Source organism: Methylobacter sp. S3L5C, from assembly GCF_022788635.1.
GTDB lineage: Bacteria > Pseudomonadota > Gammaproteobacteria > Methylococcales > Methylomonadaceae > Methylobacter_C.
In genome coordinates, this window is record NZ_CP076024.1 from 528,901 (window position 1) to 545,496 (window position 16,596).

Annotated in this window: 20 protein-coding genes; 10 read left to right on the top strand and 10 right to left on the bottom strand. The window is 43.1% G+C overall.

Translation table 11 applies throughout. From position 1 onward, the window contains the following. Positions 1-26: 26 nt before the first annotated feature. The 3 genes from KKZ03_RS02550 to rluD are packed head-to-tail and all read right to left on the bottom strand — an operon-like array spanning position 27 to position 2,617. Positions 27-857 carry a ZIP family metal transporter gene (locus KKZ03_RS02550; RefSeq protein WP_243219845.1) on the bottom strand — a complete coding sequence of 277 codons (831 nt, stop codon included), beginning with the start codon at positions 855-857 and terminating at the stop codon, positions 27-29. A gap of 4 nt (positions 858-861) precedes the next feature. Further along, the gene (locus KKZ03_RS02555) at positions 862-1,686 is read right to left on the bottom strand and encodes a polyphenol oxidase family protein (RefSeq protein ID WP_243219847.1); all 825 of its coding nucleotides are present in this window, start codon (positions 1,684-1,686) and stop codon (positions 862-864) included. After that, positions 1,673-2,617 (bottom strand): 23S rRNA pseudouridine(1911/1915/1917) synthase RluD, encoded by a 945-nt coding sequence (gene rluD / locus KKZ03_RS02560; RefSeq protein WP_243219849.1) that lies wholly within the window; start codon positions 2,615-2,617, stop codon positions 1,673-1,675. The genes KKZ03_RS02555 and rluD overlap by 14 nt, the downstream gene beginning before the upstream one ends. 116 nt (positions 2,618-2,733) lie before the next feature. Between rluD and KKZ03_RS02565 the strand changes: the two genes are divergently transcribed. Continuing rightward, entirely contained in the window at positions 2,734-3,579 is an 846-nt protein-coding gene (locus KKZ03_RS02565; RefSeq protein WP_243219852.1) for an outer membrane protein assembly factor BamD, read from the top strand. A 120-nt stretch (positions 3,580-3,699) separates the two neighbouring features. Here the strand turns inward: KKZ03_RS02565 and KKZ03_RS02570 are convergent, their stop codons facing one another. The 3 genes from KKZ03_RS02570 to KKZ03_RS02580 form a co-directional block, all read right to left on the bottom strand. Next, on the bottom strand, positions 3,700-4,296 hold the full coding sequence (locus tag KKZ03_RS02570; RefSeq protein ID WP_243219853.1) for a glutathione S-transferase: 597 nt from the start codon (positions 4,294-4,296) through the stop codon (positions 3,700-3,702). Between the two features lie 201 nt (positions 4,297-4,497). Next, positions 4,498-6,150: a chaperonin GroEL gene (gene groL / locus KKZ03_RS02575; RefSeq protein WP_243219855.1), complete on the bottom strand. Its 1,653-nt coding sequence runs from the start codon at positions 6,148-6,150 to the stop codon at positions 4,498-4,500. 48 nt (positions 6,151-6,198) lie between these two features. Then, on the bottom strand, positions 6,199-6,486 hold the full coding sequence (locus KKZ03_RS02580; RefSeq protein WP_243219856.1) for a co-chaperone GroES: 288 nt from the start codon (positions 6,484-6,486) through the stop codon (positions 6,199-6,201). 138 nt (positions 6,487-6,624) lie between these two features. Here KKZ03_RS02580 and KKZ03_RS02585 point away from each other — a divergent pair, with 138 nt between their 5' ends. Further along, positions 6,625-7,371: a molybdopterin-synthase adenylyltransferase MoeB gene (locus KKZ03_RS02585; protein ID WP_243219857.1), complete on the top strand. Its 747-nt coding sequence runs from the start codon at positions 6,625-6,627 to the stop codon at positions 7,369-7,371. A 93-nt stretch (positions 7,372-7,464) separates the two neighbouring features. Here KKZ03_RS02585 and KKZ03_RS02590 read toward each other — a convergent pair whose 3' ends face one another. Further along, a complete protein-coding gene (locus KKZ03_RS02590) occupies positions 7,465-7,671 on the bottom strand; it encodes a hypothetical protein (protein WP_243219859.1) in 207 nt (68 codons plus the stop codon). Positions 7,672-8,019: 348 nt separating this feature from the next. Between KKZ03_RS02590 and pqqA the strand changes: the two genes are divergently transcribed. From pqqA to pqqE, 7 genes are all read left to right on the top strand, one after another. Continuing rightward, positions 8,020-8,094: a pyrroloquinoline quinone precursor peptide PqqA gene (gene pqqA / locus KKZ03_RS02595; RefSeq protein WP_006892363.1), complete on the top strand. Its 75-nt coding sequence runs from the start codon at positions 8,020-8,022 to the stop codon at positions 8,092-8,094. A 131-nt stretch (positions 8,095-8,225) separates the two neighbouring features. Further along, positions 8,226-9,137, top strand: a complete 912-nt coding sequence (gene pqqB / locus KKZ03_RS02600; protein WP_243219860.1) for a pyrroloquinoline quinone biosynthesis protein PqqB — start codon at positions 8,226-8,228, stop codon at positions 9,135-9,137. Between the two features lie 65 nt (positions 9,138-9,202). Further along, complete coding sequence (pqqC, locus tag KKZ03_RS02605; RefSeq protein ID WP_243219862.1) at positions 9,203-9,934, top strand: pyrroloquinoline-quinone synthase PqqC; 732 nt, start codon at positions 9,203-9,205, stop codon at positions 9,932-9,934. A gap of 58 nt (positions 9,935-9,992) precedes the next feature. Further along, a complete protein-coding gene (locus KKZ03_RS02610; RefSeq protein WP_243219864.1) occupies positions 9,993-10,304 on the top strand; it encodes a DUF4258 domain-containing protein in 312 nt (103 codons plus the stop codon). Beyond that, positions 10,304-10,561, top strand: coding sequence for a type II toxin-antitoxin system MqsA family antitoxin (locus KKZ03_RS02615; protein WP_243219866.1), 258 nt, complete (start codon positions 10,304-10,306; stop codon positions 10,559-10,561). The genes KKZ03_RS02610 and KKZ03_RS02615 overlap by 1 nt, the downstream gene beginning before the upstream one ends. Before the next feature lie 28 nt (positions 10,562-10,589). After that, positions 10,590-10,862: a pyrroloquinoline quinone biosynthesis peptide chaperone PqqD gene (gene pqqD / locus KKZ03_RS02620; protein WP_243219867.1), complete on the top strand. Its 273-nt coding sequence runs from the start codon at positions 10,590-10,592 to the stop codon at positions 10,860-10,862. After that, positions 10,840-11,967, top strand: coding sequence for a pyrroloquinoline quinone biosynthesis protein PqqE (gene pqqE, locus KKZ03_RS02625; protein ID WP_243219868.1), 1,128 nt, complete (start codon positions 10,840-10,842; stop codon positions 11,965-11,967). Before pqqD ends, pqqE begins: the two co-directional genes overlap by 23 nt. 131 nt (positions 11,968-12,098) lie before the next feature. Here pqqE and KKZ03_RS02630 read toward each other — a convergent pair whose 3' ends face one another. The 3 genes from KKZ03_RS02630 to KKZ03_RS02640 form a co-directional block, all read right to left on the bottom strand. Further along, positions 12,099-12,674, bottom strand: a complete 576-nt coding sequence (locus tag KKZ03_RS02630) for a UbiX family flavin prenyltransferase (RefSeq protein ID WP_243219870.1) — start codon at positions 12,672-12,674, stop codon at positions 12,099-12,101. A 140-nt stretch (positions 12,675-12,814) separates the two neighbouring features. Further along, on the bottom strand, positions 12,815-13,765 hold the full coding sequence (gene pip / locus KKZ03_RS02635; protein WP_243219871.1) for a prolyl aminopeptidase: 951 nt from the start codon (positions 13,763-13,765) through the stop codon (positions 12,815-12,817). A 236-nt stretch (positions 13,766-14,001) separates the two neighbouring features. Continuing rightward, positions 14,002-14,892, bottom strand: coding sequence for a porin family protein (locus KKZ03_RS02640; protein ID WP_243219872.1), 891 nt, complete (start codon positions 14,890-14,892; stop codon positions 14,002-14,004). A 563-nt stretch (positions 14,893-15,455) separates the two neighbouring features. On the opposite strand from KKZ03_RS02640, the gene thiO reads away from it, so the two are divergent. Further along, positions 15,456-16,559 (top strand): glycine oxidase ThiO, encoded by a 1,104-nt coding sequence (thiO, locus tag KKZ03_RS02645; RefSeq protein ID WP_243219873.1) that lies wholly within the window; start codon positions 15,456-15,458, stop codon positions 16,557-16,559. Positions 16,560-16,596 lie beyond the last annotated feature (37 nt).

Here is a 16,596-nt window from a genome sequence, read left to right on the forward strand (position 1 = left end):
GCATAGAGACGCAACTTATCGCGTCTCTATGCCAATTCGACATTATGAGCGATATTGTGTAATGAACAGATCAAAAACACACCGGCAGCAATCAAGGCAATTTGTTGCAATGAAGTCTTCATGTCAGTTTTGGTATGCAACGAGGGTATCAAATCAGCAACAGCAATATAAATAAAGCTTGAAGCTGCCAATGCCAGGAAATATGGCAGACTATCATGTAAATCTTCCAGACTAAAGTAAGCCAACACGCCGCCTAAGACAGTAGTCAAGCTGGCCAGTACATTGTAAAAAAGCGCTTTACCACGAGAATAACCACTGTCCAATAAAATGGCAAAGTCACCCACTTCTTGAGGAATTTCGTGCGCTGCCACCGCTAAACTGGTAACTATGCCTAATTGCACATCGGTTAAAAATGCCGCCGCAATTAAAACACCATCAACAAAGTTATGAATACTATCGCCCACAATAATCAACGCGCCCGCAGACTTGGCAACACCGTGACCATGTCCATGACTATGCGCATGATTGTCACTCTGCGTATCATCACCATGAGCTTCGCAACGACCATAATGACAATGTCGCCAGATCAACAACTTTTCCAGTACAAAAAAACCAAGAATACCGGCTAAAATTGTTGCCGATAATGATTGAAACTGCTCCGGCTTAACTTTTTCAAAAGCCTCGGGGATCAACCCCCAAAAGGCAACCGCTAATAATGCACCAATGGCAAAGCTAATCCCATGCGGTAATATTGCACTCCGGTGATGATCGCGTAACAGTAAAAAAATAGCTGCGGCCATAACGCTTAATACGCCACCGACAGCGGTAAAGATAATAATTAATACCAATAAATTCACTACGTCATTCTCTCCATATTAATGTCGCCATGCGTCCTGTTTGTGATTCCCTGCGATAAGAATAAAAACGCTCATGCTCGGTAACAGTACAGTGTGTACCGCCATAAACATTAACTACGCCCAGCGCCGCTAGTTCAATCCGGGCTAACTGGTAAATATCGGCCAACCACTTATCGTTACTTTGCTGTTTAAATGCATCGTTGAATGCTGCTGATTTTTGCATAAAAGCATCTCGCACTTCAAAGCCGACTTCAAAACGGTCAGGCCCGATTGCCGGCCCTAACCATACCAAAAAATCCGCCCTGCCCCCCTTTTTACAAAGTGGGGAACTGAGATCGGCATTTTGGAACTGGCTCCTCGCTTCTTCCTTTGATAAAGGGGGCTTAAGAGGACTTTGCATGGCATCGACCGTATTACCGATCACACCTGTCAACAAACCACGCCAACCAGCATGAATTGCTGCTACTTGCGTACCATCGCCGGAACAAACCAATAACGGCAAACAATCCGCAGTCAGCACCGCACAAACCACACCAGACTCATTTGTATAACTGGCATCAGCTTGTTGCAATGAAGCCGTTTTTACGGCCTTAACGGCACGGTTACTGTGTATTTGCTCCAACCATACTGGCTCAGCGGGTAAATCCAGCATTTCTGTAATAATCTGCCTGTTCTTTTTAACCAGATCATTATCATCACTAACATGAATCGCCGGATTAAGACTGGAGAAAATACCCTGGCTTACACCCCCTGTTCGCAACGTGGTCGCTGCATGAATATTAGCGGGTGCCGGCCAGTCAGGAACCAACCAATGTTTAATCTCGGTCATTATCGGCTAAAGCTGCCAATAAACGCGTCATATCATCAGGCAAAGGCTGCGTCCATTCACAATATTCATCCGTTACCGGATGCTGTAAACCCAATTTTGCCGCATGTAATGCCTGACGTTTAAAGCTGCGCAATTCTTTTTCCAGTTGCTCGCTACAATCAGCCGGCATTTGAAAACGCCCACCATAAACCTGATCACCCAACAGCGGATAACGAATATGCGCCATGTGCACACGTATTTGATGAGTACGCCCTGTTTCCAGCTTAACTTGAACCAGGGTATGCCGGGTAAAGCGCTTCTCAACACGATAATGCGTAACCGCAAATTTACCGGATTCTTTAACCGCATAACGTTTACGGTCAGTAGGGTGCCTGGCGATAGGCTCGTCCACAGTGCCACCTGCCGTCATACGCCCCCGGGTAATCGCCAAGTATTCCCGAGTAATTGCCCTGTCTTGCAGCTGTTGCGTCAGACTGTTGTGAGCTTGCAGAGTCTTGGCAATCATCAGCAAGCCACTGGTTTCTTTATCAATCCTGTGCACAATACCTGCCCGGGGCAGCGTTTCCAAGGTTGAATTATGGTTTAGCAAGGCATTTAACAACGTGCCATGCCAATTTCCCACTGCGGGATGCACCACCAAGCCTGCCGGTTTGTTGACAATTAAAAGACTGTCATCCTCAAAAACAATATCCAAAGGAATAGGTTCAGCTTCAGAAGTGATCACCACTTCGGCCTCGGCATCCAGCATTATCGCTTCGCCGCCCTCAAGCTTGTCTTTGGGTTTTAGTGTTAAACCGTTAACCTGTACTCGCCCTGCTTTAACCCAAGTTTGCAATTTACTGCGCGAATAATCGGCAAACAGTTCGGCAAGTGCTTGGTCTAAACGCATGCCTGCCATTTCGTAAGGTACTTCTGCTGTTAATCTTGTCATAACAAGTTCTTCTGAATAACCCATTGTTAAGTTATACTCGCAGGATACCTAGCCAATAAAGTATCGCCGTTCATGCTGCGAGAAAACCTCTAATATTACAACGTGTCGTTAGTACTATGCGATTAATTTTAATTAAATTTTCATTTATTTTTTTTTTAACCCTATCTCTTCAAGGTTGCGGAACACTGAAAGAACTCTTTTCCAGTGATTCCAAATCGTCAGACGAGAATGAATACGTCGACTGGACAGCCCAAAAATTCCGCTCGGAGGCTAAATTAGCCGTAGATGCGGGCAGTTATGAAAAAGCCATCAAGCTCTACGAGGCACTTGGATCCCGCTACCCTTTTGGTGAAGACTCCGCTCAAACAGAACTGGATATCGCTTACGCTTATTTTAAAAATAATGATCCTGACTCGGCAATTGCTGCCGCTGATCGCTTCATTAAAATGAATCCTCGCAGCCCCGGTGTAGATTATGCTTATTATTTAAAAGGCCTGGTTAATTACAATCGAGGCATAGGCTTTATTGATAGATTCCTGCCAACAGATACATCACAACGTGACACAGGAACGGCCCGTGATGCCTTAAAAAACTTTGAAGAATTAATTCGCCTGTTTCCCCGCAGTAAATATGTGTCTGATGCACGATCCAGAATGATTTCACTCAGAAATAATCTGGCCATGTACGAAGTCCACGTTGCACGCTACTATATAAAACGTAAGGCTTATGTAGCTGCTGCAGATAGAGCATCTACTGTTATCGAAAACTATGAGCGTACGCCTGCAGTTCCTTATGCCTTACTGGTCTTGCAGGAAGCTTATACCAATCTTGAAATGTTGGATCTTGCCAAAGATGTGACCCGGGTTTATGAATTAAACTATCCCAATGGCCCTCCGGTTCTGGAACACGAAAATGCAACGATTTCTCATAAAATATGGGATTTTATTGGTCTTGAAAAATAGCGGCAATGTAAAGCACTTTAAGATATTTTTTCACCATTAGCTTGGGCCTTTAAGCCGATATTTTTCTAAATGTAGCTGTCTCGATTAATTAGAGGCAGTTCATTTTGGTTTTTAATGCTGTTATTTAGCCATCACCAAAGCAAATAACTCAGTTGCCAATATTGCTTGTAGCCAGTTATTTAAAGCCTTAAAAGCAGACGCCCTAAACCACTGTTCATCAACGCTGGCAAACTGACGAATAAACGGAAAAATAGCCGCATCGGCTAAAGAAAAATCACCACCGCACAAATACCTGTAATGCAGCAAACGGGCTTCAAGTTCAGTTAAAAACACTTCTGCCTGTTGCCGGTAATAAGTCTGCGAGAAATCCGGATACCGGTCTGCATATTTATAACGATCCAGGTACTGTCTAAAATCCCCATCATTCCATTTGATCAACCTGTCCGCTTCAATATTAAAGTCCAGCCAGTGCTCCGGATCATGTTGCGCTAATGCCCAGCGCATAATATCCAAACTTTCCTCAATCACCGTTCCATTGGTAAGCTGTAATACCGGCACGGTACCTTTTGGAGATATAGCCAGAAGATGTTCCGGTTTGTTTTTTAATTCCACTTCCCGAATTTCTACAGGAATACCCGCATAAATAATGGCCATTCTGGCTCTGATTGCGTAAGGGCAACGTCTGAAGCTATATAAAATGGGGAGGTTATTAGTCATGTTTAGTTATTTGGTTTGCACACATTTTAATTGGGTATATTAACTATCCTCAATTAACGTAATCTGGCATGTTGAGCCACAAAAGCACATCAATTGAATAATCTTCACCAAGGATACTAATAAAAAAGCCCCGGTTGTTAAAAACAACCGGGGCTTTTTTGTGAAGCAGAGCTTAAAGCACAAAGCTTTAAGACAGCACGATTACATCATGCCGCCCATTCCACCCATGCCGCCCATGCCGCCCATGTCTGGCATTCCGCCATGACCTTTGTCATCGCTAGGTGCATCAGCAATCATTACTTCTGTAGTCAGCATTAAGCCGGCAACAGACGCTGCATTTTGCAAAGCAGTACGTGTTACTTTGGCAGGATCAAGAATACCCATTTCGATCATGTCGCCGTATTGGCCAGTCGCTGCATTGTAACCGTAGCTACCAGTACCTTTTTGCACTTCGTTAAATACTACTGAAGGCTCGTCGCCTGCATTGGCAACAATTTGACGCAAAGGCTCTTCCATCGCACGACGCAAGATATTAACACCAACCGTTTGGTCGTGATTAATACCTTCCAGGCCAACTAATGCTGACAATGCGCGAACTAACGCAGTACCACCACCAGCAACTACGCCTTCTTCAACAGCAGCGCGTGTTGAATGCAGAGCATCTTCTACGCGGGCTTTCTTTTCTTTCATTTCAATTTCAGTTGCAGCGCCAACTTTGATTACAGCAACACCGCCAGCTAATTTAGCCAAACGTTCTTGCAGTTTTTCTTTGTCGTAGTCAGAAGTTGCATCGTCAGCTTGTGCACGAATTTGTGCAACACGGCCCTTGATTTGCTCTTCAGAACCTGCACCATCAATGATAGTGGTGTTTTCTTTAGTAATTTGTACTTTTTTGGCTGTACCCAGTTGCGCTAATTCCGCTTTTTCCAGGCTCAAACCAACTTCTTCAGAAATTACTACCGCACCGGTCAGCACAGCAATATCTTCCAACATGGCTTTACGACGATCACCAAAACCAGGCGCCTTAACTGCTGCAACTTTAACGATACCACGAATAGTATTAACAACCAGAGTCGCCAACGCTTCGCCTTCAACATCTTCAGCAACGATCAATAATGGACGACCGGCTTTTGCAACTGCTTCCAGAATTGGTAACATATCGCGGATATTGGAAATTTTCTTTTCAAAAATAAGAATCAATGGATCGTCTAGTTCGACGCTCATATTTTCTTGTTTGTTGATAAAATAAGGCGACAAATAGCCACGGTCAAACTGCATACCTTCAACGACGTCTAATTGGTTATCAAGGCCTGAACCTTCTTCAACAGTGATAACGCCTTCTTTGCCGACTTTTTCCATTGCTTCAGCAATGATTTTACCAACTGACTCATCAGAGTTGGCTGAAATTGTACCAACTTGAGCAATAGCTTTGTTGTCAGTACAAGGTGTTGCAGCTGCAACAATGGCTTCAACCGCTTTAGTTACCGCCAAGTCAATACCGCGTTTCAAGTCCATTGGGTTCATACCGGCGGCAACCGCTTTCAAACCTTCGTTGACGATAGATTGTGCCAATACTGTTGCAGTAGTGGTACCATCACCGGCCACATCAGAAGTATGCGAAGCCACTTCTTTAACCATTTGTGCGCCCATGTTTTCGAATTTGTCTTTTAATTCGATTTCTTTGGCAACAGATACACCGTCTTTTGTAATGGTTGGAGCGCCGAAGCTTTTGTCCAGAATCGCATTACGACCTTTAGGGCCTAAAGTTACTTTTACTGCGTTTGCTAAAATGTTAACACCACGCGCCATACGGACACGTGCGTCATCACCAAATAATACGTCTTTTGCTGCCATTTTTATTCCTAACTATGTGTGTGATTATGATTAATAAAAAGCTTGGTCTTAACCTAAGATACCCATGATGTCTTCTTCACGCATAACGATAAGATCTTCACCATCAACTTTAACTTCGTTACCTGAGTATTTGCCAAACAAAACTTTATCGCCAACTTTAACGTCCAATGCGCGCACTGTACCATTATCCAGTTGTTTGCCATTACCTACGGCTAATACTATACCCTGGCTTGGCTTTTCAGCAGCAGAACCAGGTAATACAATGCCACCAGCAGATGTCGTTTCTTCTTCAAGGCGTTTAACTATAACTCTATCGTGTAACGGACGTATATTCATCTATATCTCCTAACATTAAAATAAAAGGGTAACTGCTATTAGCACTCGCTAGCAATGAGTGCTAATGATAATGAGCTTTTGCAGCCTGTCAAGTTCTTTGGCATAATCTCTAGCCACCATACACATTTAATATGACCCATGAATGACAACCAACTATTGCGCTATAGCCGTCAAATAATGCTGCCCCAAGTTGATATTGAGGGACAACAAAAACTCCTTGCCGCCAAGGTATTAATTGTTGGTGCCGGCGGCTTGGGATCGCCTGCCGCCATGTACCTTGCCGCAGCAGGGATCGGCAACATTACTATTTATGATGACGACGAGGTGGAGTTATCCAATTTACAAAGACAGATTGCTCATCACACAGTCGATATTGGGACTGATAAAGTAATTTCAACCCGTGAAACACTGAATAAATTAAATCCTGATGTCAATGTAAAAGCCGTCAAGCAAAGACTGACTGGAGAACAACTCAATAGGGAAGTAAAAGCAGCAGATGTGGTGCTTGATTGTAGCGATAATTTCTCGACACGATTTGCAATCAACAAGGCCTGCGTTAATTATCAAACGCCGCTGGTTTCAGGTGCAGCAATCCGCTTTGAAGGCCAGGTATCGGTATTCACTCCAGGTAAAAATAACAGTCCATGTTACAACTGTTTATATAGTAGTGAGGGCGAAGAATTACAAACCTGCTCAACCAATGGAGTTATAGCGCCTATCACAGGAATAATTGGCAGCATCCAAGCCCTAGAAGCGATGAAGTTAATTATCGCTATCGGCGAAACTTTAACCGGTCGGTTATTAATTTTGGATGGCTTATCAATGGAATGGAACACCCTGAAGCTAAAGCAAAATCCGAACTGCCCCACTTGTGGAAGACTGTAAGCCAGGTTAGATTAGCGTAACCCAACCTGATTTACAAAAACTTATATTTTTGGATGAACCAAATCACCCAAAAATATTATTAACAAACGTCATTTATTTTTTGGCAATCCGACTCTTGACGAAATTAATAGCACTTTCAGCTAATTCATTAACAAAAGACGGTGCGTCACTATCCGGATCAGGCTCCCCAAATGGCTTACCATTTTTCTGGGTATATTTGTAAATAAAGTAGCCTAACGGCGCAAATGCAACGCTGGCAATAATTAACATAATCAAAAATAGCTCAATAACACCACCCATAACCCCTCCTCATAATTTTATTTAGTTAGGCAATTTCCCACAAAGAACATACCCAAGTCGCTGGTCTTTTTATTCATTGTCTGCATTGTCAAAACAGTCGCGCAGCCAGCTATGCGACTGTTTTTCTACCTTGAAAATGAACAAAAATTCTGAGCCATCCGGGTCTATTCATTCTTGGCTGTTGCCTTATTATTTTTTTTTGAATTTCGATAATACTCTTTTCTAAAAAGAAAAACATCCTTGTTAAGTACTGTCAAACATTGCGTAAAAAAATAGTTCATCGTATACTTTTAATTAGCTTACTTGATCAAGCTAGCAACTATTCTAATAATCTTCTGGAGGTTCACGATGAAATGGGAAACACCAAGCTATACAGACCTACGTTTCGGCTTTGAAGTAACAATGTACATCTACAATCGCTAAATGAACTTTCCTGACTTAATTGTCGGGATCATTAAAGCTGGTTTAAAGAAGGGGTTCACTTAGAGCCCCTTTTTTTTGCCTGAAAATTGTTATTCCCGTATCATTCAAGGCTTTCTTTTAAGGCTTTCATCATGAAAATTAGAGTTCTTGGTTCAGGTGCAGGTGGCGGCTTTCCGCAATGGAACTGCAACTGCCATAATTGTCACCGTTTGCGTCATCACACAATGAACGGCAAAGCACGTACCCAATCATCCATTGCTGTGAGTACGGACAATAAAAACTGGCTGTTATTTAATACATCCCCCGATATTCGCGCGCAACTCGAAGCCTTCCCCGCCATTCAGCCCAAAGAAGGCATTCGTGACACCGGTATTAAGGCTATCATGCTTATTGATAGCCAAATTGATCATACTACGGGTATGCTAATGCTCAGGGAAGGCAAGCCATTGGATGTTTACTGCACGGATATGGTTAAACAAGACCTGACCACAGGTTTTCCCTTATTTACCATGCTGGAACACTATTGCACCATCAATCATCATCCGGTACCTGTTGATGGCAGCAGCTTTACTATTCCCGCCATTGCTGATTTACGTTTTTATACCCAAGCCTTAAAAAGCAAAGCACCGCCTTATTCGCCACATCGGCATGATCCACATGAAGGCGATAACATCGGTGTTATTATTGAACAAATCTCTACCGGCAAAAAAGTATTTTATTCGCCGGGCCTGGGTGAAATAGAGCCACATGTGATGACTGCCATGCAAGATGTTGATTGCCTGTTGGTAGATGGTACCTTCTGGACCAATGACGAAATGTGTACGCAAAATATCAGCCATAAAAAAGCCCGCGACATTGGTCACTTGCCACAGTCCGGTGCAGGCGGCATGATAGAAGTATTAAGCTCCGTTGCCAAAGCCCGTAAAATACTAATACACATTAATAACACCAACCCAATTCTGGATGATGATTCAGAGCAACGTAAAATTCTTGATGCCGCCGGTATTGAAGTGGCTTACGATGGATTGGAAATCGATTTATAGCATTAACCGGAGTACAAAAATGTGTTTTTGCACTCCGTTTTTATTAATCTCCAAAGGACATCACCATGAGCAATACCGATAATACCGCATGGACAAAAACAGAATTTGAAGCTGCCCTGCGCGGCATGGAAAAGTATTATCACATTCATCATCCTTACCATACCCTGATGAACGCGGGAAAACTCACTCAAGAACAATTACAAGGCTGGGTTGCCAACCGTTTCTACTACCAGGTGAGCATCCCTATCAAAGATGCCAACATTTTAGCGAATTGCCCTGACCGTGAAACCCGCGCCAAATGGATTCAACGCATTCTGGATCATGATGGTCATCCCGGCGATCCCGGCGGCATTGAGGCCTGGATACAATTGGGCATAGCTGTCGGCTTAAGCCGTGAAGACATCACCTCATTGAAGCATGTTTTACCCGGCGTTCGTTTTGCCGTTGATGCCTATGTTAATTTTGCGCGTAGAGCCGAATGGCATGAGGCGGCAAGTTCATCATTGACTGAATTATTTGCGCCAAAAATCCACCAGCAACGTTTGGATAACTGGCCCGAACACTACCCATGGGTTGATGTGGAAGGTTACAACTATTTCCGTAAACGTCTGGGAGAAGCACGCCGCGATGTTGAGCATGGTCTCGCTATAACACTGGACTGGTACAAAACCCGTGAACAGCAGGATCGCATGGTGCAGATTTTAAAATTTAAACTGGATGTGTTATGGACTATGGCGGATGCCATGTATATGGCTTATATTAATAATATGCCGCCGTATTTTACTATTGAGAAATAATAAAAACAGCCTAATGTAGAGCTTTTTCGCATAATTGATTTTCACCCAAAGCCGCCCTATGATTGCAATAGACTGGATAATACAGGCCGTACGTGACAATGATTATCGGTATTCACGGCATGGCGACCAAGAGCGGCAAAATGATAATTTAACGTTGATTCAAGTAGCACAAGCCTTATATAACGGACGTATTCTTGAACAATATACAAATACTGGTCGAGGCGTAAGCTGTTTAGTCGCAGGGTTTGCTGATAACGGCACTCCCATTCATGTAGTATGTGGATGTATGGTTAAAACACTGGTAATTATTACCGTCTATATTCCTACACCACCCAAGTTTAAAAACTCTTTTGAACGAGGTAATTCATAATGTCAGAACAGTGCGTATTTTGTGGACACAAACACCTTAGTAGTAAAACTACGCGCTACATTTATCAAAAAGATCAGCAAATGCTAGTGGTTGAACACGTACCTTGCCTGGAATGTACATTTTGCGGTGAGCAATACTTTGATGCGGAGGTATTACAAAAAATCGAAAACGACTACCTTGCTATCACTCATCGACAAAGACAACCACAGCGAATCATGCAGGTGGCCGTTGAAGATTTTGCCACGCTATCTTTATAAAACCACTATTTAAGACCAACGATTAAAAATGACTATAAACCCGGAACTGCCCATTCAATTTTCCCTTACCCACCGTTTGCAATGGGAGGAAGCACAACAAAAAAATGTCATTCTTTACCCTGAAGGTATGGTGGAGCTTAATGAAAGTTCAGCTGAAATTTTGAAGCTCTGTGACGGCACGCGCAATCTTACCCAAATTGTCAGCGATCTGGAACACAAATTTTCCACGTCGGGTCTTACCAACGATATTACCGCTTTCCTGGAGGTTGCACTACAAAATGGCTGGATTAATCAAAACTAAAATTACACCGCCGCGCTGGTTACTGGCAGAACTGACCTACGCTTGTCCGTTACAGTGCCCCTATTGCTCCAACCCGATTGATTATGCAAAATATCAAACTGAATTAGACACCGAAGGCTGGAAACGCGTACTGACTCAAGCCCGTAAAATGGGTGCCGTGCAGTTAGGCTTTTCGGGAGGTGAACCCCTTACTCGCAAAGATCTGACCGAACTGGTTAAACACGCCAGAGATCTTGGTTACTATTCCAACCTGATTACGTCGGGTTACGGACTGACAGAAGAGAAAATTATCCAGCTTAAAGAGGCCGGACTGGATCACATCCAGGTCAGCATTCAGGCCAGCACTCAGGAATTAAACGATCATATCGCCGGTACAGCATCGTTTGAACACAAAAAAGAAGTTGCTCACTTGGTTAAAAAACACGGTTACCCGATGGTGTTATGCGTAGTTATACACCGTGAAAATATTCACCAAATGCCGGAAATTTTGGCAATGGCAGAAGAACTGGGCGCTGATTATCTGGAACTCGCCAACACACAATATTACGGCTGGGCGCATGCTAACCGCGATTTATTGTTACCCACAAAAGAACAATTTGAAAAAGCCGAAGCCATTGCCCAGGCATTTAAAGAAACCGTCGCCGGCAAAATGAAAATTTATTATGTGGTGCCGGATTTTTATGAAAATCGACCCAAAGCTTGTATGAATGGCTGGGGTACTACCTTTCTGACTATCGCACCGGATGGCGTAGCTCTGCCCTGTCATTCTGCGCGTGATTTACCCGGGCTGGATTGTCCCAATGTTAACGACTATAGCGTTGAAGAAATATGGAATCAGTCAAAAGCCTTTAATTTCTTTAGAGGCGATGACTGGATGAAAGAACCTTGCCGTAGTTGTGATGAAAAAGATAAGGATTTTGGCGGTTGCCATTGCCAAGCCTATTTGTTAACGGGCGACATGCGTAATGCTGACCCTGTATGCAGCAAATCGCCACATCATGGCGTTATTCAGGACGCAATAGACTCAGCAGCCAGAAGCACATTATCAGCTAATGAAAAGCCGCTATTATTTCGTAACAGTAAAAACTCAAAGCTTTTGTCTTAAGCATTTGATTAAGTCACCACAAAGACACGTAGGGGCGAACCTGCGTGCTTGCCCGATTAAATTAATTTGTTCAATTTAGGGCAGACACATGGGTCTGCCCCTACGGCTATGCTCTTCGTGGTGAAATCCCGCTACAAGCCTTCCCAAGGTGTGTACAAGCCCTCAACATTAACTCCGAACATATCCAGTACCCGACCGACTGTTTCGTTGACCATAGCGGTTAATGAATCGGTTTTGCTGTAAAAAGCCGGCATCGGTGGAAACATAATGCCACCCATTTCCGTCACAACCCCCATATTCCTGATATGCACCAAATTTAAAGGTGTTTCGCGCGGCATAACAACCAACCGTCGCCGCTCTTTTAAAACCACATCAGCTGATCGTGAAATCAAGTTATCACCAAAGCCATGAGCCACCGCCGCCAGCGTTTTCATTGAGCACGGAGCGATAATCATTCCTTCTGTTTTAAAACCGCCACTGGAAATACTGGCGGCAATATCATTAATACCGTGAGTCACATCGGCCAACTTAAACAGTTCTGCGCGCTTTATATCCATTTCATGCTTTAAATTAACCACGCCCGCATCAGATATAACAAGATGTGTTTCCCATTCTTCCTGCGCCTGCAAAATTTGCAACATCCTTACGCCATAAACAGCACCGGTTGCCCCGGTCATGGCAATAATCAAGCGTTTTTTCTGAGTCATAATACAAAGGTGAAAGGTGAAAGGTGAAAGGTGAAAGGTGAAATAGTTTTTAACCTTTCACCTCATAAAACCATCTGGCGTAGGTCGGAATAAGACCACCCAAGCGGAGCGCGTGGTGGTCTTATTCCGACCGTCAAGTCTCAAGCCAGTTTCTCTGCGAAGTGATCGGTGGCAGCAACCAGCGCGTCAATCATTTCGAGGCCTTGGGCAATGTGTCCAGCGTTGGGCAGTACGATATAATCGGCATGAGGTAGTGCCTGATGCAGTTTCATGCCGGCTTCTATTGGACAAACCAAATCCTGACGACCATGAATAATAATGGTTGGAATATTGGTTAAAATAGCGCAATTTTCCAGAATCTGATTTTCCTTAATAAAATAAGCGTGCCTGGCATAATGCAATTCCATACGCACTTGTTTAACCATTTTGTCAGTAACATGATCGCTTTGGCGGCCGTGCTTATAATCATTTCCTAACGCTACCTGCCCACCCCAAGCCATCCATTCCTTGGCAACCCGTCTTTGGGCGACCTCATCTTCACCCCATAACACATCACATAGCCCTTGTACCAAATCTTCCCTGCCATGTTCCGGAATGCTTTCAAGCAATCGTTGCCACTGCTCAGGATAAATTCGATTAACACCATTCTTGGAAAACCAGTCGAAATCTTGTTGCCGCACCAGAAATACCGCGCGAATAATCATGCCGACGACCCTGTCCTGATGCTGCTGAGCATATAACAAGGCCAGTGCAGCCCCCCAAGAGCCACCAAAAACCAACCATTGATCTATTTTCAAGTGTTGCCGGATACGTTCCATGTCATCAATCAAGTCCTGAGTTGTATTATTCTCCAGTTCGCCAAAAGGTAAAGACAAACCACAGCCGCGCTGATCAAAAAGAATAATTTGATAATACTCGGGATTAAAAAAACGTCGATGATCGGGTTTGGTTCCTGAACACGGCCCACCGTGTAGAAAAACAACAGGAATACCGTCAGGATTGCCACTTTGCTCTACATAAACCGTATGCTTACTGCCAGTTTCAAGAAAGAAAGTATGATAGGGGATTATTTCAGGGTACAGGGTTTTCATTGTTTAAACTGGTTTAAATTTTCGTAACTAGTCGCCCGCTCACTGAACGGCTTTTATCTGAAAATGTATAAGTGATACTTTTGTATACATAAAGTGACACAAGTCTAAGTTAAAAAGATTCAACTATCAAATAATGCCCTACCTTTTGCATTAAAACGTGGTTATGTTTTTCAAGCAAAAAAAAGGAGAGCCATTAGACTCTCCTTTTTTATCAGCTAAAGCTTTAAGCGAAGTGCTTAGAAACCGAAACCGAGTGAACCACCTGCTGTCAAACCGTTAACATTAGTGCCATCAAGCGAAGAAGTTGCCAGGAAATAACGCACATCAGCACCAACATATAAACTTTTCCAGATATTGTAATCCACACCCGTACCGAAGTTCATACCGGGCTTTAGCTCGGTTATGGTGTTAGCTTGAGATGGTGGACTGATAATGTTTAAAGTAAAACCGACCGGAATAATCCAAGGTCTGAGCTTACTATCTTTCATGAATTTTATTTTTGGCGAGGCATTAATTCTCAACATACTTTGACTTGCTGTTGAAGATGGCAAAGCAGAACTTACTAAAGTAGGAGTTATACCAGAAGTAAATGTACCCAAATCGACATAATTAAGATCCAATTCGCCCAGTAGCTCGGTATTATCCATCAAGCCAAACAGGTCATCATTCAGGCTAAAATCAATACCGGCACCAAAATTCCAACCACCGCTGTGGCCCTCGGTGGTATTAACCATTTGTCCTACACCATTAACGGTGTTGGTCGTAGCCGCCATAGCTTCATCATTTCCGGTATAACCACCACGGAAATACAACATATTATCTTTAACTTTCTTTACAACCGGCTCAGACTTGACTGAAGTCATCCAGGCATCCAGTTCCTGAACTTTTTGCGTATCAGCTGCTACTGCACCAGCGGGTGCCGCACCGCTAACTTGAGCTCTTAAGCTGGCAATTTCATCCTGCATGAGTCTCAGTTGAGCTTCCAAGACTTCGGCTTTGCTGTTTGCCGCTTCGGCCATACGTTCTGCTTTATTCAATGCTGACGCCTGTGGAGAAACCAGAGCACCTGCCATTGTTAAAGTTGCCAAGGCTACGCCCAGATATATTTTATTTTTTTTATTAGTCATTGATTCCCCCTCATGGGATGTTGATTTATGATCATTTGCTTTAATACAACAAATTTGATTTCACGGTACGAATAGTAGCAGTAAATCTATTTCCATACAAGCATTAAAGTTATTATTTTTATTTCATTTTATCCTTATTTATCAACAAGTAACAATGTAAACTTTATTTTACTTATATAGCTGTATGCAAAAAACAACAAAAAAACAACACAACCACCATTAGATTGATTCAACCAATAACGTAGAATATCCTTCAACTGAATACTGAAAAGCTTAAAATCAGGTAATTGATGATAAACCATTTAGCCTTCATTTAAGTGAATCCTGCTACACCAAAACTATAGTTAACTAGCTACTTGTTGACAAGATCAAGACTTAGAACTTAACGCATATTAAGCAGGAAACCAGTAGAATGATCATTTATATTGCTGTATTTTCTGTATTAGCCAGGGTAAAAACATTAAAAGGGCATTATTAATTCACTACATTTTGCTTTAAAAAAGCCCCCCTTGCCATGTTCCAATACAACAAACCCACTTTCTGATTTTTGACTTTTATCGACCATGACTAAAACAACGGATATTACTATTATTGGCGGCGGCGTTATCGGCTTGCTGACTGCCAGAGAATTCTTTAATGCCGGTGCAACCGTAACGGTTATCGAAAAAAATTTGTTGGGACAGGAATCATCCTGGGCAGGGGGAGGTATTTTGCTGCCGCTTTGCCCCTGGCGGCAAGACGATGCCATTACTCGTCTGGCCATACAAAGCCATTCCTTGTATCCGGATTTAAGCGCTCAACTGCTTAACGATACCCGTTTGGATCCGGAATGGACGCCCTGCGGCTTACTGATCACAAAAAATCCTGACATTACTGCAGCACTAAACTGGTGCAACACCAACAACATAGAATTTGAAATACCTGGAGCAGGTTTTTTTAACGAACTGGATACCACTCCTGATAATCCGCTTTTTTTGCCTAAAATTGCCCAGATTCGTAACCCCCGACTAATTAAATCATTGAAACAGGATCTGACTAATAAGGGTGTGACTTTACTGGAACATTGTGAATTAACCGGTATTACTCTGACACAAGACCGGATTACCAAAATCCACACGACGACGGGACAATTAACTGTTAACCAGCTAGTTATTTCTGCCGGCGCTTGGACGGGGCAATTATTTCAGCAACTGTTTCCTGATATGATGAGGAATGCTCCAAAAATTGCTCCCGTTAAAGGTCAAATGTTGATATTTAATGCCCAGCCGGAAACCTTGCGTGCGATGGTGTTGGACGGAGATAAATACCTGATTCCGCGACGTGATGGAAAAATTCTGGCGGGAAGTACGGTAGAGCACGATAACTTCAATAAAAGCACAACAACCGCTGCCCGCGACCGATTAACTGAATTTGCCTTAACGTTACTGCCGGCACTTAAAAAAGCCCCGCTAATTCACCATTGGGCAGGTTTAAGACCCGGTACTGAATACGGTGTACCCTATATCGACAAACATCCTGAAATCTGTAACTTGAGCATTAATGCCGGCCATTTTAGAAACGGACTGGTGATGGGACCTGCATCTGCACAACTGATAGTTGATCTTATTTTAAATCGCCCTACTGCAATAGCGCCTGAGCCTTATAAATTAAGCAGATTGGTTGATTGATTGATTCAACACGAAGAAAAACCCAAGTAAAAACTTC

Bases quoted from the DNA above. Each gene is read 5' to 3' on its own strand.
- pqqE (WP_243219868.1), top strand. From the start codon at position 10,840: ATGGCTGGATTAATCAAAACTAAAATTACACCGCCGCGCTGGTTACTG.
- pqqD (WP_243219867.1), top strand. From the start codon at position 10,590: ATGACTATAAACCCGGAACTGCCCATTCAATTTTCCCTTACCCACCGT.
- KKZ03_RS02570 (WP_243219853.1), bottom strand. From the start codon at position 4,296: ATGACTAATAACCTCCCCATTTTATATAGCTTCAGACGTTGCCCTTAC.
- KKZ03_RS02580 (WP_243219856.1), bottom strand. From the start codon at position 6,486: ATGAATATACGTCCGTTACACGATAGAGTTATAGTTAAACGCCTTGAA.
- groL (WP_243219855.1), bottom strand. From the start codon at position 6,150: ATGGCAGCAAAAGACGTATTATTTGGTGATGACGCACGTGTCCGTATG.
- KKZ03_RS02640 (WP_243219872.1), bottom strand. From the start codon at position 14,892: ATGACTAATAAAAAAAATAAAATATATCTGGGCGTAGCCTTGGCAACT.
- rluD (WP_243219849.1), bottom strand. From the start codon at position 2,617: ATGACAAGATTAACAGCAGAAGTACCTTACGAAATGGCAGGCATGCGT.
- KKZ03_RS02555 (WP_243219847.1), bottom strand. From the start codon at position 1,686: ATGACCGAGATTAAACATTGGTTGGTTCCTGACTGGCCGGCACCCGCT.
- pqqC (WP_243219862.1), top strand. From the start codon at position 9,203: ATGAGCAATACCGATAATACCGCATGGACAAAAACAGAATTTGAAGCT.
- KKZ03_RS02590 (WP_243219859.1), bottom strand. From the start codon at position 7,671: ATGGGTGGTGTTATTGAGCTATTTTTGATTATGTTAATTATTGCCAGC.
- pip (WP_243219871.1), bottom strand. From the start codon at position 13,765: ATGAAAACCCTGTACCCTGAAATAATCCCCTATCATACTTTCTTTCTT.
- pqqB (WP_243219860.1), top strand. From the start codon at position 8,226: ATGAAAATTAGAGTTCTTGGTTCAGGTGCAGGTGGCGGCTTTCCGCAA.
- KKZ03_RS02615 (WP_243219866.1), top strand. From the start codon at position 10,304: ATGTCAGAACAGTGCGTATTTTGTGGACACAAACACCTTAGTAGTAAA.
- KKZ03_RS02565 (WP_243219852.1), top strand. From the start codon at position 2,734: ATGCGATTAATTTTAATTAAATTTTCATTTATTTTTTTTTTAACCCTA.
- KKZ03_RS02610 (WP_243219864.1), top strand. From the start codon at position 9,993: ATGATTGCAATAGACTGGATAATACAGGCCGTACGTGACAATGATTAT.
- KKZ03_RS02630 (WP_243219870.1), bottom strand. From the start codon at position 12,674: ATGACTCAGAAAAAACGCTTGATTATTGCCATGACCGGGGCAACCGGT.
- KKZ03_RS02585 (WP_243219857.1), top strand. From the start codon at position 6,625: ATGAATGACAACCAACTATTGCGCTATAGCCGTCAAATAATGCTGCCC.
- thiO (WP_243219873.1), top strand. From the start codon at position 15,456: ATGACTAAAACAACGGATATTACTATTATTGGCGGCGGCGTTATCGGC.